The organism is Pseudomonas sp. ERMR1:02, from assembly GCF_002277815.1.
Lineage (GTDB): Bacteria > Pseudomonadota > Gammaproteobacteria > Pseudomonadales > Pseudomonadaceae > Aquipseudomonas.
In genome coordinates this window covers 253,960-269,428 of record NZ_NKJI01000005.1, presented here as the reverse complement: position 1 = coordinate 269,428, position 15,469 = coordinate 253,960, and the positions used below count along the sequence as shown (strand labels likewise).

At 59.4% G+C, this 15,469-nt stretch carries 16 protein-coding genes and 2 pseudogenes; 15 read left to right on the top strand and 3 right to left on the bottom strand.

The annotated features are described in order from the left end of the window. Positions 1–147 precede the first annotated feature (147 nt). The 4 genes and pseudogenes from phaC (CES87_RS12090) (at position 148) to CES87_RS12075 (ending at position 5,312) form a co-directional block, all read left to right on the top strand. Entirely contained in the window at positions 148–1,827 is a 1,680-nt protein-coding gene (gene phaC / locus CES87_RS12090) for a class II poly(R)-hydroxyalkanoic acid synthase (protein ID WP_128606285.1), read from the top strand. Positions 1,828–1,969: 142 nt separating this feature from the next. After that, complete coding sequence (gene phaZ / locus CES87_RS12085) at positions 1,970–2,824, top strand: poly(3-hydroxyalkanoate) depolymerase (protein WP_128606284.1); 855 nt, start codon at positions 1,970–1,972, stop codon at positions 2,822–2,824. A 125-nt stretch (positions 2,825–2,949) separates the two neighbouring features. Further along, positions 2,950–4,631: pseudogene (gene phaC / locus CES87_RS12080) on the top strand (class II poly(R)-hydroxyalkanoic acid synthase). 60 nt (positions 4,632–4,691) lie between these two features. After that, positions 4,692–5,312, top strand: coding sequence for a TetR/AcrR family transcriptional regulator (locus CES87_RS12075; RefSeq protein ID WP_128606283.1), 621 nt, complete (start codon positions 4,692–4,694; stop codon positions 5,310–5,312). Positions 5,313–5,399: 87 nt separating this feature from the next. On the opposite strand, the gene CES87_RS12070 is transcribed toward CES87_RS12075, so the two are convergent. The 3 genes from CES87_RS12070 to CES87_RS12055 form a co-directional block, all read right to left on the bottom strand. Continuing rightward, a complete protein-coding gene (locus CES87_RS12070) occupies positions 5,400–6,200 on the bottom strand; it encodes a phasin family protein (RefSeq protein ID WP_128606282.1) in 801 nt (266 codons plus the stop codon). A 10-nt stretch (positions 6,201–6,210) separates the two neighbouring features. Further along, positions 6,211–6,633 carry a phasin family protein gene (locus tag CES87_RS12065; RefSeq protein ID WP_128606281.1) on the bottom strand — a complete coding sequence of 141 codons (423 nt, stop codon included), beginning with the start codon at positions 6,631–6,633 and terminating at the stop codon, positions 6,211–6,213. Positions 6,634–6,882: 249 nt separating this feature from the next. Next, positions 6,883–7,158, bottom strand: coding sequence for a polyhydroxyalkanoic acid system family protein (locus CES87_RS12055; protein ID WP_128606280.1), 276 nt, complete (start codon positions 7,156–7,158; stop codon positions 6,883–6,885). Positions 7,159–7,313: 155 nt separating this feature from the next. Here CES87_RS12055 and ubiE point away from each other — a divergent pair, with 155 nt between their 5' ends. The 11 genes and pseudogenes from ubiE (at position 7,314) to CES87_RS34245 (ending at position 15,464) form a co-directional block, all read left to right on the top strand. Beyond that, positions 7,314–8,084 (top strand): bifunctional demethylmenaquinone methyltransferase/2-methoxy-6-polyprenyl-1,4-benzoquinol methylase UbiE, encoded by a 771-nt coding sequence (gene ubiE, locus CES87_RS12050; RefSeq protein WP_007989286.1) that lies wholly within the window; start codon positions 7,314–7,316, stop codon positions 8,082–8,084. After that, positions 8,084–8,707, top strand: a complete 624-nt coding sequence (locus tag CES87_RS12045) for an SCP2 domain-containing protein (protein WP_128606279.1) — start codon at positions 8,084–8,086, stop codon at positions 8,705–8,707. The genes ubiE and CES87_RS12045 overlap by 1 nt, the downstream gene beginning before the upstream one ends. Next, positions 8,704–10,308, top strand: coding sequence for a ubiquinone biosynthesis regulatory protein kinase UbiB (gene ubiB, locus CES87_RS12040; protein WP_128606278.1), 1,605 nt, complete (start codon positions 8,704–8,706; stop codon positions 10,306–10,308). Before CES87_RS12045 ends, ubiB begins: the two co-directional genes overlap by 4 nt. Positions 10,309–10,398: 90 nt before the next feature. Next, a complete protein-coding gene (gene hisI, locus CES87_RS12035; protein WP_007909357.1) occupies positions 10,399–10,800 on the top strand; it encodes a phosphoribosyl-AMP cyclohydrolase in 402 nt (133 codons plus the stop codon). Beyond that, complete coding sequence (locus CES87_RS12030; RefSeq protein ID WP_046816939.1) at positions 10,793–11,125, top strand: phosphoribosyl-ATP diphosphatase; 333 nt, start codon at positions 10,793–10,795, stop codon at positions 11,123–11,125. Before hisI ends, CES87_RS12030 begins: the two co-directional genes overlap by 8 nt. Before the next feature lie 25 nt (positions 11,126–11,150). Continuing rightward, complete coding sequence (locus CES87_RS12025) at positions 11,151–11,429, top strand: twin-arginine translocase TatA/TatE family subunit (RefSeq protein WP_128606277.1); 279 nt, start codon at positions 11,151–11,153, stop codon at positions 11,427–11,429. A gap of 10 nt (positions 11,430–11,439) precedes the next feature. Then, positions 11,440–11,892 (top strand): Sec-independent protein translocase protein TatB, encoded by a 453-nt coding sequence (gene tatB, locus CES87_RS12020; RefSeq protein WP_128606276.1) that lies wholly within the window; start codon positions 11,440–11,442, stop codon positions 11,890–11,892. Then, positions 11,889–12,683 (top strand): twin-arginine translocase subunit TatC, encoded by a 795-nt coding sequence (tatC, locus tag CES87_RS12015; RefSeq protein WP_128606275.1) that lies wholly within the window; start codon positions 11,889–11,891, stop codon positions 12,681–12,683. Before tatB ends, tatC begins: the two co-directional genes overlap by 4 nt. After that, positions 12,680–13,387, top strand: coding sequence for a 16S rRNA (uracil(1498)-N(3))-methyltransferase (locus tag CES87_RS12010; protein ID WP_128606274.1), 708 nt, complete (start codon positions 12,680–12,682; stop codon positions 13,385–13,387). Before tatC ends, CES87_RS12010 begins: the two co-directional genes overlap by 4 nt. Positions 13,388–13,547: 160 nt before the next feature. Next, positions 13,548–14,609, top strand: a pseudogene (locus tag CES87_RS34250) (methyl-accepting chemotaxis protein); the annotation flags it as partial. Then, complete coding sequence (locus tag CES87_RS34245) at positions 14,601–15,464, top strand: methyl-accepting chemotaxis protein (protein ID WP_371858203.1); 864 nt, start codon at positions 14,601–14,603, stop codon at positions 15,462–15,464. The pseudogene CES87_RS34250 and the gene CES87_RS34245, both read left to right, overlap by 9 nt. The last annotated feature ends 5 nt before the right edge of the window (positions 15,465–15,469 follow it).

Here is a 15,469-nt window from a genome sequence, read left to right as displayed (position 1 = left end):
GGAGCTGGCAAGTTCCCTGCAGTGCTCTCTGCGAACTAAAAGCAGCGATGCAGAATTAACGGTCACCCGAGCAGTAGTACCTGGCATTTGCTGTGTTGCTACACAGCAGGCCCCAGGTACTCGTCTCAGGACATTGGAGCGTCGTAGATGAGTAAACAGAATAACGATGACTTGAAGTATCAGGCCTCGGAAAACACCTTGGGACTGAATCCTGTCGTTGGGCTGCGTGGAAAGGATTTACTGTCTTCTGCTCGAATGGTGCTCAGGCAGGCCATCAAACAACCAGTACACAGCGCCAGGCATGTCGCGCATTTCGGCCTTGAACTCAAGAACGTGCTGTTCGGTAAATCCGAGCTGCAACCGACCAGCGACGACCGTCGTTTCGCCGATCCAGCCTGGAGCCAGAACCCGCTCTACAAACGTTATTTGCAAACCTACCTGGCGTGGCGCAAGGAGCTCCACGACTGGATTGACGACAGCAACCTCCCGGCCAAGGACGTCGCTCGCGGGCACTTCGTGATCAACCTCATGACCGAAGCCATGGCCCCAACCAACAGCGCGGCCAACCCGGCGGCGGTCAAGCGTTTCTTTGAAACCGGCGGCAAAAGCCTGCTCGACGGTCTTTCGCATCTGGCCAAGGATCTGGTGCACAACAATGGCATGCCAAGCCAGGTCAACATGGGCGCGTTCGAGGTCGGCAAAAGCCTGGGCGTAACCGAAGGCGCGGTGGTTTTTCGCAACGATGTGCTGGAGCTGCTCCAGTACAAGCCGACCACCGAACAGGTCCATGAGCGTCCGCTGCTGGTGGTGCCGCCGCAGATCAACAAGTTCTACGTTTTCGACCTGAGCCCGGACAAGAGCCTGGCGCGCTTCTGCCTGCGCAATAACGTGCAGACCTTCATCGTCAGCTGGCGCAACCCGACCAAGGAACAGCGCGAGTGGGGCCTGTCGACCTATATCGAAGCGCTCAAGGAAGCAGTCGACGTGGTCACCGCCATCACCGGCAGCAAAGACGTGAACATGCTCGGTGCCTGCTCCGGCGGCATCACCTGCACCGCGCTGCTGGGCCACTACGCCGCGATCGGCGAGAAGAAGGTCAACGCCCTCACCCTGCTGGTAAGCGTACTCGACACCACGCTGGACAGCGACGTCGCCCTCTTTGTCAACGAGCAAACCCTCGAAGCTGCCAAACGCCATTCATATCAGGCCGGCGTGCTGGAAGGTCGTGACATGGCGAAAGTCTTTGCCTGGATGCGCCCCAACGACCTGATCTGGAACTACTGGGTCAACAACTACTTGCTGGGCAACGAACCGCCGGTTTTCGACATTCTGTTCTGGAACAACGACACCACTCGGTTGCCGGCAGCGTTCCATGGCGATCTCATCGAGTTGTTCAAAAACAACCCATTGATTCGCCCGGATGCACTGGAAGTGTGCGGCACGCCGATTGACCTGAAGCAGGTGACGGCCGATATCTTTTCCCTGGCCGGCACCAACGACCACATCACCCCGTGGAAGTCCTGCTACAAGTCGGCACAGCTGTTTGGCGGCAAGGTTGAATTTGTGCTGTCGAGCAGCGGGCATATCCAGAGCATCCTGAACCCGCCTGGCAATCCGAAATCCCGCTACATGACCAGCACCGAAATGGAGGACAGTGCAGAGGAGTGGCAAGAGAACTCCACCAAGCACACCGATTCCTGGTGGCTGCACTGGCAAGCCTGGCAGGCGGAGCGCTCCGGTGAACTGAAAAAGGCTCCGGCGAAGCTGGGCAATAAGGCTTATCCGGCAGGTGAAGCAGCACCGGGTACTTATGTCCATGAGCGCTAGATGACCCTATACCCGTAGGAGCCGGCTTGCTGGCGATGCAGGCGCCGCGATGATTCAGTTAAACCGCGTAGATGCAATCGCCAGCAAGCCGGCTCCTACGGAGTTTGTGTCAGGAACAACGATTCACCCACAGGGCTAGAGCATGCCGCAACCGTTCATATTCCGTACCGTCGACCTGGATGGCCAGACCCTCCGCACGGCGGTGCGCCCCGGCAAACCTCACTTGACGCCTTTGCTGATTTTCAACGGCATCGGCGCCAACCTGGAGCTGGTGTTTCCGTTTGTCGCGGCGCTGGACCCGGATCTGGAAGTCATCGCGTTCGACGTTCCCGGTGTCGGCGGCTCGTCGACGCCGACTCTTCCGTATCGGTTTCCGAGCCTGGCGAAACTCACGGCACGCATGCTCGACTACCTCGATTACGGGCGGGTCAATGTAATCGGCGTGTCCTGGGGTGGCGCCCTTGCCCAACAGTTCGCCTTTGACTATCCGGAGCGCTGCAAGAAGCTTGTGCTTGCGGCGACGGCAGCAGGCGCGTTGATGGTGCCGGGCAAACCGAAAGTGCTGTGGATGATGGCCAGCCCACGTCGCTACATCCAGCCTTCGCACGTGATCCGCATTGCGCCGATGATCTACGGCGGCGCGTTCCGTAGAGACCCGACGCTGGCCGCGAGCCACGCGGCCAAGGTGCGTTCGGCGGGTAAGCTTGGTTACTACTGGCAGTTGTTCGCCGGTCTCGGCTGGACCAGCATTCACTGGCTGCACAAGATCCACCAGCCGACCCTGGTACTGGCTGGCGACGACGATCCGTTGATCCCGCTGGTCAACATGCGTTTGCTGGCCTGGCGGATTCCCAACGCCCAAATGCACATCATCGATGACGGGCACCTGTTCCTGATTACCCGGGCCGAAGCTGTGGCGCCGATCATCATGAAGTTCCTTGAGGAAGAGCGGCAGCGTGCGGTAATGCACCCGCACCCATCGCCACTGGGCGGTTAATCGGCCCGTTTTTTTATGAAATGTGGACGGCAGAACGCCGCGCCGCGCAACAATCCGCAACAGCGTCTATGGTGTTCTGGTTCGGTGTGTTTGTTTTTGGCCTGAAGACGAAGGAGTGTTGACTGATGCGTGACAAACCAGCGAGGGGCTCATTGCCCTCTCCCGCCGCGTTCATCAATGCACAGAGTGCGATCACCGGCCTGCGCGGTCGGGATCTGTTTTCAACGCTGCGCAGCGTTGCCTCCCATGGTTTGCGCAACCCGGTGCACAGCGCCCGGCACGCCCTGAAACTGGGCGGCCAACTGGGCCGAGTGCTGCTGGGTGAAACCCTGCACCCGACCAACCCGCAGGACAGTCGTTTTGCCGACCCGGCATGGAGCCTCAACCCGTTTTATCGTCGCAGCCTGCAGGCCTACCTGAGCTGGCAGAAGCAGGTCAAAAGTTGGATCGACGAAAGCAACATGAGCCCTGACGATCGCGCACGCGCACATTTCGCGTTCGCCTTGCTCAATGATGCCGTGTCGCCATCCAACAGCCTGCTCAATCCGCTGGCGATCAAGGAAATCTTCAACTCCGGCGGCAACAGCCTGGTGCGCGGGATCAGCCATCTGGTGGACGATTTTCTGCACAACGATGGCCTGCCCCGACAAGTCACCAAGCAGGCTTTCGAGGTCGGGAAGACGGTCGCGACCACCACCGGCGCTGTAGTGTTTCGCAATGAACTGCTGGAGCTGATCCAGTACAAGCCGATGAGCGAAAAACAATATTCCAAACCGCTGTTGGTGGTGCCGCCACAGATCAACAAGTACTACATTTTCGACTTGAGCCCCCATAACAGTTTCGTCCAGTACGCCCTCAAGAATGGCCTGCAAACCTTCATGATCAGTTGGCGCAACCCGGATGTGCGCCACCGTGAATGGGGTCTGTCGACCTACGTTGAAGCGGTGGAAGAAGCCATGAATGTCTGCCGGGCGATTACCGGCGCGCGGGAGGTCAACCTGATGGGAGCCTGCGCCGGCGGACTAACCATTGCCGCGCTGCAGGGTCACTTGCAGGCCAAGCGGCAGCTACGGCGGGTCTCCAGTGCGACGTACCTGGTCAGCCTGCTCGACAGCCAACTGGATTCGCCGGCGACTCTCTTCGCCGACGAACAGACCCTGGAAGCCGCCAAGCGCCGCTCCTATCAGAAAGGCGTTCTGGATGGCCGGGACATGGCCAAGATCTTCGCCTGGATGCGCCCCAACGACTTGATCTGGAGCTACTTCGTCAACAACTACCTGCTGGGCAAGGAGCCACCGGCGTTCGATATTCTCTACTGGAACAACGACAACACACGCCTGCCGGCAGCCCTGCATGGGGACTTGCTGGACTTCTTCAAGCACAACCCGCTGAACCACCCGGGCGGCCTTGAAGTGTGCGGCACGCCGATCGATTTGCAGAAAGTCACCGTCGACAGCTTCAGCGTCGCCGGCATCAATGATCACATCACGCCGTGGGATGCGGTGTATCGCTCGACGCTACTGCTGGGGGGGAGCGCCGCTTCGTGCTGTCCAACAGTGGCCATGTGCAGAGCATTCTCAACCCGCCAAGCAACCCGAAAGCCAACTACGTCGAGGGCGCCAAACTCAGCAGCGACCCACGCGCCTGGTACTACGACGCCAAACAGGTCGACGGCAGCTGGTGGACGCAATGGCTGGGCTGGATTCAGGAACGTTCAGGCGCGCAAAAGGAAACCGACATGGCCCTCGGCAACCAGAACTACCCACCGATGGAGGCGGCGCCCGGTACTTACGTGCGCGTGCGCTGACGTTCAACCGACCCACGGCCGTCGGCGGCCGTGGCATGATCCGAACATTAAGAAGACTGGATGAAAACCCGCGACCGCATCCTCGAATGTGCCCTGCAGTTGTTCAATCAGAAGGGCGAACCGAATGTCTCCACCATGGAAGTTGCCAACGAGATGGGCATCAGCCCGGGCAACCTCTACTACCACTTCCACGGCAAGGAGCCGTTGATTCTCGGGCTATTCGAACGCTTCCAGACCGAGCTTGCGCCCTTGCTCGATCCACCCTCCGACGTCGAACTGGCCCCCGATGAGTACTGGCTATTCCTGCATTTGATCGTCGAACGCCTGGCTCACTACCGCTTTCTGTTCCAGGACCTGTCCAACCTGGCCGGACGTTTGCCGAAACTGGCCAAGGGCATTCGCAACCTGCTCAACGGGCTGAAGCGCACGTTGGCATCGTTGCTAGCGCAATTGAAGGCTCAGGGGCAATTGGTCAGCGAAACCCAGGCATTGGGGCAACTGGTGGAACAGATCACCATGACTCTGCTGTTCTCGCTGGACTATCAGCGGATTCTCGATCGAGAAGGTGAGGTGCGACTGGTGGTGTACCAGATCATGATGCTGGTGGCGCCGCATCTGTTGCCACCGATCAAGGTGGCGACTGAGCGGCTGGCGCTGCAATACCTCGAAGAGCACGAATAACCCCCTTACCCGCAATGGTCATTGAATCGTGCACAAACAAAAACGCCCGACCTTGGCAGGCCGGGCGCTTTTTTGAGCCCCGAAGAATCAGGACTGACTGGTTGGCGTCGATGGGGCTGGCGCGGCAGTCGGGGTTACAGCAGGGGTCGGCGCAGCAGAGGAGTTCGATGGGCTGACCGGAGCGGCCGAAATTGCCGGTTTGGCGGCAGCTACTGCTGGTTTTGGTGCGGCGGCTTTTGGAGCTGCCGGTTTTTTCACTGCTGGCTTCTTCGCGGCTGCTGGTTTGGCTGCTGCAGGTTTCGCTGCCGGCTTGGCGGCGACCGGTTTGGCCGCAGGCTTGGCAGCAGCAGGTTTTGCAGCGGCAGTCTTGGCAGCTGGTTTGGCGGCGGGTTTAGCCGCAGCTTTGGCCAGTGGCTTGGCTGCAGTCTTGGCGGCCGGTTTGGCTGCCGCGGATTTTGCTGCAACTGGCGCAACCTTGGCACCGGTCAGTTTTTCGATTTGCTTGGTCAGCGTATCGACCTTGCTGTGCAGTTCCTTGACCTCATTGCGGCTCGGTACACCCAGGCGCGAAATGGCGCTGTTCAGGCGCTTGTCGAAAGCCCCTTCCAGCTCATCCCACTTGCCCAGTGCGCGGTCTTTCACGCCGCTGATGCGCGACTTGGCCGACGATGCGGAGTCTTTGACGTCGTCGACTTTATTGCCAACAGCGCTCTTGGCGAGCTTCTCGGCTTTCTCGCCGTCTTTAACCAATGTATCGAAGAGCTTGCTGCCGTCAGTGTCGATCTTCGAGTACACGCCTAGACCAGCCAGCCAGATTTTTCGGGAGTAGTCTTCGACTTTCCCGATCCACGAGCTGCCCTCTTTTTCGGTGTTCTTTTTAACAGCCATTCCGTTCTCCTTAAGATTTTTGCGCGACGCGTTCGAGCAATGCCGTCAGCTCATCGAGCTTGACAGAGAGTGTCTCAACGTCATGTTTAGACGGAATACCGATACGATTCAAGGCACTTGCGACACGGGTGTCGAATGCCTTCTCGACCTTGTCGAGTTGAACTTCGACCCGGCCTTTGAAAGTAGTCACTTCACTCTTGGCTTCATCGATCTCGGCATTGGCCGCTTCAAGCTTCTCGGCAACCGCTTTTTTTCCTTGATCTTCAACAGCTTGACCAGCCTTGATCAGCTCTTGAAAGTAATCACTGCCCTCTTGGCCAACCTTGGTGTAGGCACCCAGGCCTGCCAGCCAGATCTTGCGGGCATAGGATTTGACGTCACTCAGAGCAGCAGTCGAAGCGTCGATTTTTTTCTTCAAAATAACTTTGGCCATGGTGCACCTCACGCGCAGAAGGTTTGAGGAACTGCCCGCGAAAGTGTCGGGCTCAGGCACAAAGTAGGGAGAAAAATTAGAAACGGCACCCTAACAACTGACATAAACCTTCGGATTCACCACAACCAAATGTGGGAGCGGGCTTGCTCGCGAAGGCGTCGTGTCAGTCAACGTCTCAGTCAACTGGCAGACCGCATTCGCGAGCAAGCCCGCTCCCACATTTGATCCCATTCCACAGAAGGAATCGGCTTACACCAAGGCTTTTTCGAGCGCCTTTTCGATTTCCGCTTTGATCATGCCGCTCATGGCCGACATCATCAGGCCCAACTCCACTTCGACCCGGATCGAATCGTCGGCGACATGCACCGCGCCTTTCACACCCGAACGCTTGAGGTTCAAGGTGTCGCCGGACCATTGCGGCTCCAGGCCATATTGGTCGCAGAGTTTCTGCGCCAACTTGTCAGCCTTCTCGCGCGCTACTTCCTTACCCAGGCCGTGGGCACGCTCAACACTAATACGGGCCATCGAATGACTCCTGTTTTATGAATACTTGTTCGGCGAATCTTGACCACTGCTGCGGCAAAACGTCCCGAAGGTGATCCATCTTACCTTCAGCCTTGCCAAGACAAAGCATCCCATGGGGATTAGAATGTCGCGCATTCTCTTTTGGTGACAGCGATATGACTGATCAGCGCAAAGGCAGCGATGCCGAACCCACCACTCACTTCGGCTTCAAAAACGTTCCGGAAAGCCAGAAAGCGGAAAAAGTCGCTGAAGTTTTCCATTCGGTAGCCGCCAAATACGACCTGATGAACGACCTTCTGTCGGGCGGCATGCACCGCCTGTGGAAGCGTTTCGCGATCGAACTGTCGGGCGTACGCACCGGCAATCGCGTGCTCGACATCGCCGGTGGCACCGGCGACCTGACCCGCAAGTTCTCGCATCTTGTAGGTCCGACCGGCCAGGTGGTCCTGGCCGACATCAACGAATCCATGCTCAAGGTCGGTCGTGACCGTCTGCTGGACCTGGGTGTGGCCGGCAATGTCGAATTCGTCCAGGCCGATGCAGAAAAACTGCCGTTCCCGGACAACCATTTCGACTGCGTGACCATCGCCTTCGGCCTGCGTAACGTGACCCATAAAGAGGACGCGTTGCGTTCGATGCTGCGCGTACTCAAGCCCGGCGGCCGCTTGCTGGTTCTGGAGTTCTCCAAGCCGACCAACGCACTGATGTCCAAGGCCTACGACGCTTACTCGTTCGCTTTCATGCCGTTGATGGGCAAGCTGATCACCAACGACTCGGAAAGCTATCGCTACCTGGCCGAATCGATCCGCATGCACCCGAATCAGGAAACCCTGAAGTCGATGATGGTCGAAGCCGGTTTCGACCGCGTGACCTATCACAACATGACCGCGGGCATCGTCGCCCTGCACCGCGGCATCAAGCCCTGATGCTGCTCGCCGGCCTGCTCGCCAGCGTTGAACTCGGTCTGAACCGGGTGTTGCGTCTCGACAGCACGGCGCTGCCGCGGCTCGCGCATTTGAGCGGCAAAGTGATTGCTGTCGACTGCCGTAGCCCGGCGTTGCAATTATTTATCCTGCCCAGCGATGAAGGCCTGATGCTCGCCTCCCAGTGGGAAACCGGTGCCGACTGCACCTTGCGCGCACCGGCTTCCAGCCTGTTGAAACTGGCGATGAGCAAAGACAAGACCGCAGTGCTGCATGCCCCTGAAGTCGAGCTCGATGGCGACAGCGGTGTGCTGCTGGAACTGGCCGCGATCCTTCAGGACCTTGAGCTGGACTGGGAGTACGAACTCGCACGCGTGCTCGGCCCCGTCGCCACGCAACTGGTTGGCGGTCACCTGCGCAGCCGCGCCCGCTGGTATCAGCAAGGATTTGCCAGCCTCAACCAGAACCTCGCCGATTACCTGGCCGAAGAATCACGCACCCTCGTCGGTCAGCGCGAAGCCGAAGCCCGATTCAGTGAACTGGACCAGATCAAACTCGATCTGGAACGTCTCGAGGCGCGTTTCGAGCGCCTTTCCCGATCCCTCGACCCAAGCGATAACGCATGAAGCTGCTTGCCGTCCGCCGTCTGTTGCGCATCCAGCGCGTTGTGATCCGCTACCGCCTCGATGACCTGCTATTCGCCCTGCCGCTGCCCTGGTTTTTACTGGTGCTGCGTTATGCCTTGCCGTGGCGCTGGTTCCCGCGCAAGACCCTGGACCTGAGCCGTGGCGAGCGATTGCGCCTGGCTCTGCAAGACCTTGGACCGATCTTCATCAAGTTCGGGCAGATTCTGTCCACCCGGCGTGACCTGTTGCCCGAAGACATCGCCGATGAGTTGATGAAGTTGCAGGATCGGGTGCCACCATTCGATTCGCAAGTCTCGGTCAAGCTGATCGAAGAGCAGCTCGGCAAAAAGATCAGCGAAGTGTTCAGCCGTTTCGACGTTGAACCGCTGGCCTCGGCCTCGGTAGCGCAGGTGCACGCCGCGCAACTGAAAACCGGTGAAGAAGTGGTCGTGAAGGTGATCCGCCCGGGCCTCAAGCCAATCATCGCCCAGGATCTGGCATGGCTGTTCATCCTGGCCCGCGCGGCAGAAAGAGTTTCCGCCGATGCGCGCCTGTTGCACCCGGTGGACGTGGTCAGCGACTACGAAAAAACCATTTACGACGAACTCGATCTGCTGCGCGAGGCGGCCAACGCCAGCCAGTTGAAGCGCAACTTCGAGGGTTCGCCGCTGCTCTACGTGCCGCAAGTCTACTGGGACTGGTGCCGGCCGAAAGTGCTGGTCATGGAGCGCATATACGGGATTCAGGTCACCGACCTGACAACCCTGGCCGATCAGCGCACCGACATGAAAATGCTCGCCGAGCGTGGCGTGGAAATCTTCTTCACTCAGGTGTTCCGCGACAGCTTCTTCCATGCCGATATGCACCCCGGCAACATCTTCGTCAGCACCGTAAGCCCGTGGAGCCCGCAGTACATTGCGATCGACTGCGGCATCGTCGGCAGCCTGACCCCGGAAGACCAGGACTATCTGGCGCGCAACCTGTTCGCCTTCTTCAAGCGTGACTATCGACGCGTGGCGCAGTTGCACATCGATTCGGGCTGGGTGCCGGCGGAAACCAAACTCAACGAATTCGAAGCGGCGATCCGTACCGTGTGCGAGCCAATCTTCGAAAAACCGTTAAAAGATATTTCCTTTGGTCAGGTGCTGATGCGCCTGTTCCAGACCGCGCGCCGCTTCAACATGGAAGTGCAGCCGCAACTCGTGCTGCTGCAAAAAACCCTGTTGAACATCGAGGGCCTGGGCCGCCAGCTGTATCCGGAACTTGACCTGTGGAACACCGCGCAACCGTTCCTCGAGCGCTGGATGCGCGAACGTGTCAGCCCCAAGGCCTTGTTCAGCAACGTACAGAGCCAGATCGAGCAGATCCCGCATCTGGCCAACATGACCCGCGACCTGCTTGAGCGCATGTCCCAGCCTCACGCCAACGATCCGCCGCCACCGTGGCACAGACGCCGCGACGACTGGTTCTTGCGTCTGCTCGGCACGGCCCATTTGGCCGGGGGCGCCATCCTCGCCGCCGGAGGGCCGTTAAATCAGTTGGCCTATTGGCCGGCGGGCATCATGATGGCCGTCGGCTTGTATCTGGTCGTTCGCAGATAGCCAGTTGTGTGAACGACTGGCACACTGTTTCAACGCTGATTTGTACTTTAGGTCACGGCTATTGAAGTGCGGGCCGCATCGGAGTCAAAGATGAAAAACTGGCTGGACGAGATCAAGTGGGATGCCGATGGCCTGGTGCCGGCGATTGCCCAGGATCACAAGACCGGGCGCGTCCTGATGATGGCCTGGATGAACCGCGAAGCGCTGGAGCTGACCGCTGCCGAGAACCGTGCGATCTACTGGTCCCGTTCCCGTGGCAAGCTGTGGCGCAAGGGTGAAGAGTCCGGTCATGTGCAGACCCTGCATGAGATGCGCCTGGACTGCGACGCCGATGTCATCATTCTGATGGTCGAGCAGATCGGTGACATCGCCTGCCATACCGGTCGCCAGAGCTGCTTCTACCGCGTCTTCGAGAACGGCGACTGGAAAACCGTCGATCCGGTCCTGAAAGATCCGCATGCCATCTATTCCGCAGGACACAAACATGAGTGACACTTTGACCCGTCTGGCCCAGGTACTGGAAGAACGCAAAGGCGCCGCCGCCGACAGCTCGTATGTCGCTAGCCTGTATCACAAGGGCTTGAACAAGATTCTGGAAAAAGTCGGCGAAGAGTCGGTCGAAACCATTATTGCCGCCAAGGATGCCGCCGTCAGCGGCGACTGCAGCGATGTGATCTACGAAACCGCCGATTTGTGGTTCCACAGCATGGTCATGCTCGCCCAATTGGGGCAGCATCCACAGGCTGTACTCGATGAACTGGACCGTCGCTTCGGTCTGTCCGGACACGCTGAGAAAGCTTCGCGCCCGTCCGCCTGAACAACTATTAGAGAGGAGCAGCAACATGGGCATTTTTGACTGGAAACACTGGATCGTCATCCTGGTTGTTGTCGTGCTGGTATTCGGTACCAAGAAACTGAAAAACCTCGGGACCGACGTCGGCGAATCGATCAAGGGCTTCCGCAAAGCCATGAACGACGACGAAAAAACCGCCGATCCAACCGTGACCCCGGCCCAACCGGTTCCGCCTGTTCAGCCACAAGCCACACAGTCCGTGAACCAGCCGCACACCATCGACGTGCAGGCGCAAAAAGTCGAAGAGCCGATCCGCAAAGACGTGTGAGCACTGACTAATGTTTGGTATCAGCTTCTCTGAACTGCTGCTCGTCGGCCTCGTCGCCCTGCTGGTGCTGGGCCCCGAGCGCCTGCCGGGCGCTGCGCGCACCGCCGGCCTGTGGGTCGGGCGCCTGAAGCGCAGCTTCAACGCGATCAAACAGGAAGTTGAACGTGAAATCGGTGCCGACGAGATTCGTCGGCAGCTGCACAACGAGCACATTCTGTCGTTGGAGCAAGAGGCGCGGAAGATTTTCACGCCGACTCAGCAGGAACCGACGCCAGTTACGCCTGAGGCGACGCCGACGATTCATGCGCCGGCCACTGCCGTCGAACCAGCATCCACCCCTGTCACAGCGACTGCGGACCCAGTGCCCGTCGTTGCCGAGACTCCGGTTGAACCTGTTGCTCCAGCCGCCGCGCCGATCACGCCGGCGCCTCACGACACCACTTTGCCGCCGCGAGCCCCATGAGCGATCTTCCTGAAAACGACCAGCACATGCCGCTGGTTTCGCACCTCACCGAGTTGCGTACCCGCCTGCTGCGCTGTGTAGCGGCGATCTTCATCATCTTCGCCGGGTTGTTCGCCTTCACCCAGCAAATCTATACCTTTGTCTCGACACCGCTGCGGGCCTACCTGCCAGCGGGCGCGACGATGATCGCCACCGACGTGTCGTCGCCGTTCCTGACGCCGTTAAAGTTGACGATGATGGTCTCGCTGTTCCTGGCAATCCCGGTGATCCTGCACCAGATCTGGGGCTTTATCGCACCCGGTCTGTACAAGCACGAAAAGCGCATCGCCGTGCCGTTGCTGGTATCGAGCATCTTGCTGTTCTACACCGGCATGGCATTCGCCTACTACCTGGTGTTCCCGCTGATCTTCAAATTCTTCGCCGCCGCCACCCCGGCCGGCGTGGAAATGATGACCGACATCACCAGCTACCTCGATTTCGTCATGACGCTGTTCTTCGCCTTCGGCGTGGCGTTCGAAATCCCGGTGGCCGTAGTGCTGCTGGTATGGATCGGCGTGGTCGACGTCAAATACCTGAAGAAGATCCGCCCGTACGTGGTCATCGGCTGTTTCGTGGTCGGCATGATCCTGACGCCGCCGGACATCTTCTCGCAAACGCTGCTGGCCGTACCGATGTGGCTGCTGTTTGAAATCGGTGTGCTGTTTGGTGGCCTGATCAGCAAACGCGGTGAACATCCGGATGACCAGCCCGCTGACGATCACAACGACCAACCGCCAGCGACCCAGCCGTGAACCTGCTGCTCCTCGAAGAGGCCGATTTTATTGCGGCCGACCGGGTGATCCTGCGTGATCGTCGGTTGACGCACATGCAGGAAGTCCATCGCTGTGAAGTCGGTGACAGCATGCGCGTCGGGCGTCTCGGCGGTCTGATGGGCTCGGCCGAGGTGTTGCGCCTGGATGCCGCTGAAGCAGAATTGCGCGTTTCACTCGACCAACCGCCACCGGCCAAGCTGCCGTTGACCCTGGTATTGGCTCTGCCACGGCCCAAAATGCTCCGTAGGGTGTTCCAGACCGTAGCGGCCATGGGTGTGCCGAGAATCGTGCTGGTGAACAGCTATCGCGTCGAGAAGAGCTTTTGGCAAACGCCATTCCTGGAGCCGGAAGCGATTCGTGAGCAGTTGATCCTCGGCCTTGAACAAGCCCGGGATAGCGTGCTGCCGGAAGTTGTCATCGAAAAGCGCTTCAAGCCGTTTGTTGAAGATCGTCTGCCGGCGATCACCGAAGGCACCCTCGGTCTGGTTGGTCATCCGGGCAACTACCCGCCCTGTCCGCGCGCCCTGAGTGAACCGGTGACCCTGGCCATCGGCCCAGAAGGCGGCTGGATTCCTTACGAAATCGATTTGCTCGGCAAGTCCGGCCTGCAACCGGTTCAGCTGGGCGAGCGCATCCTTCGCGTTGAAACCGCCGTCACCGCATTGCTGGCACGCCTCTTCTAGCTATAAACACGATCCCTTGTAGGAGCGTGGCTTGCCCGCGAAGAACGACAACGCGGTGTAACTGGCAGACCGAGGCGACTGGTTCGCGGGCAAGCCTCGCTCCTACAGAATATTCACCGCTAGCCGATACAGCTCCCATAACACTCCCGGGAGTTGCAACATGTACCAATGGCTGGCCAATAAGCTGGGGAACGTAAGCGTCAATCGCAAACTGGGCGTCGGCTTCGGTCTTGTGTTGCTGCTGACATTACTGATCACCCTCACAGGCTGGAAAGGTCTAAGCGACGTTACGAGTCGCGGCGATAAACTGGGGTTCATTTCCGATATATACGGACTGACCAAAGACCTGCGCATCGCTCGCCTGGACTACGAAATGCGTCGCGGCGAACAAGGTCCCGGTGCCGTCAACGACTTGCTAAGCACGCTCGACAGCGGCCTGCAAGCCGCTCGCCAGATGATCGAGCAGCCCGCCGACGTGGCCATGATCGACCAGCAACTGGCCGCTGTCAGTCAGTACAAGCAAGCCTTCGCCGCCATGACCCAGGCCGGCGCCAACCGCGAAGACGCCCGCAGCAAACTCGGCGCCACTGCCGACAATGCCGTGGCCAAAGTTGCCGAAGTTGAAAAATCCCTGCTGCAAGGCGACAGCGTTGTGCAGTTCAACAGCGTGATCGACCTGAGCAAACTGATCCAGCAAGCGCGCTTCCAGGTGCGTGGCTACACCTACAGCGGCAAAACCGAAGCTGAGCAACCAGCGCTGGACGCCATCGACAATGCGCTGAAATACCTCGAAAGCCTGTCGTCGAAACTGCCGGAACAACACATCGCCAACCTGCAGCAAGCGAGCGACTCGCTCAAGGCCTACCGCGCCGCGGTCAGCCAGTTTCGTGATTCCCAGGTCGCCAGCGCTGATGCGCTGAAACGCATGGCCGCTCAGGGCGAAATCCTGCTCGACGTCAGCAAGAAGCTCACCCTCTCGCAAACCATCGTGCGCGATACCGACGTGTCGCACGCCAGGAACATGCTGTTGCTGGCCACTGTCCTGGCGCTGGTCTTCGGTCTGTTCGCTGCCTGGGCCATTACCCGGCAAATCGTGATTCCGCTGAACCAGACCCTCAAAGTCGCCGAACGAATTGCCGCCGGTGACCTGACCCACAACCTGGCCTCCAAGCGACAGGACGAATTGGGCCAGTTGCAACGCGCGATCCAGAGCATGACCCAAGGTCTGCGCGAACTGATCGGCGGTATCAGTGATGGCGTGACGCAGATCGCCAGCGCCGCCGAAGAGCTGTCGGCGGTCACCGAACAGACCAGCGCCGGGGTCAACAGCCAGAAGGTCGAGACCGATCAGGTCGCCACTGCCATGAACGAAATGACCGCCACCGTGCAGGAAGTCGCGCGCAACGCCGAGGAAGCCTCCGAAGCTGCCGTCGCCGCTGACCAGCAGGCTCGCGAAGGTGACAAGGTGGTCGGCGAAGCCATTGCCCAGATCGAGCGCCTGGCCAAGGAAGTCGGCAACTCCACCGAAGCCATGGGCGAGCTCAAGCGCGAAAGCGACAAGATCGGCAGCGTGCTCGACGTGATCAAATCCGTAGCCCAGCAAACCAACCTGCTGGCCCTCAACGCCGCCATCGAAGCCGCACGTGCCGGTGAAGCCGGACGCGGTTTCGCCGTGGTCGCCGACGAAGTCCGCAGCCTGGCCCAGCGCACCCAGAAGTCCACCGAAGAAATCGAAGAGTTGATCGTCGGCCTGCAAAATGGCACCCAGCAAGTGGCGACCATCATGGACAACAGCCGCAGCCTGACCGACAGCAGCGTCGAACTGACGCGACGCGCCGGGGGCTCACTGGAAAGCATTACACGCACGGTGTCGGCGATTCAGGCGATGAACCAGCAGATCGCTGCCGCTGCCGAGCAGCAGAGTGCTGTGGCTGAAGAGATCAACCGTAGCGTGCTGAATGTGCGGGATGTGTCGGATCAGACCTCGGCAGCCAGTGAAGAGACAGCGGCGTCCAGCGTTGAGCTGGCGCGATTGGGGACGCATTTGCAGATGTTGGTTGGCAAATTCAAGGTTTGAGGTGA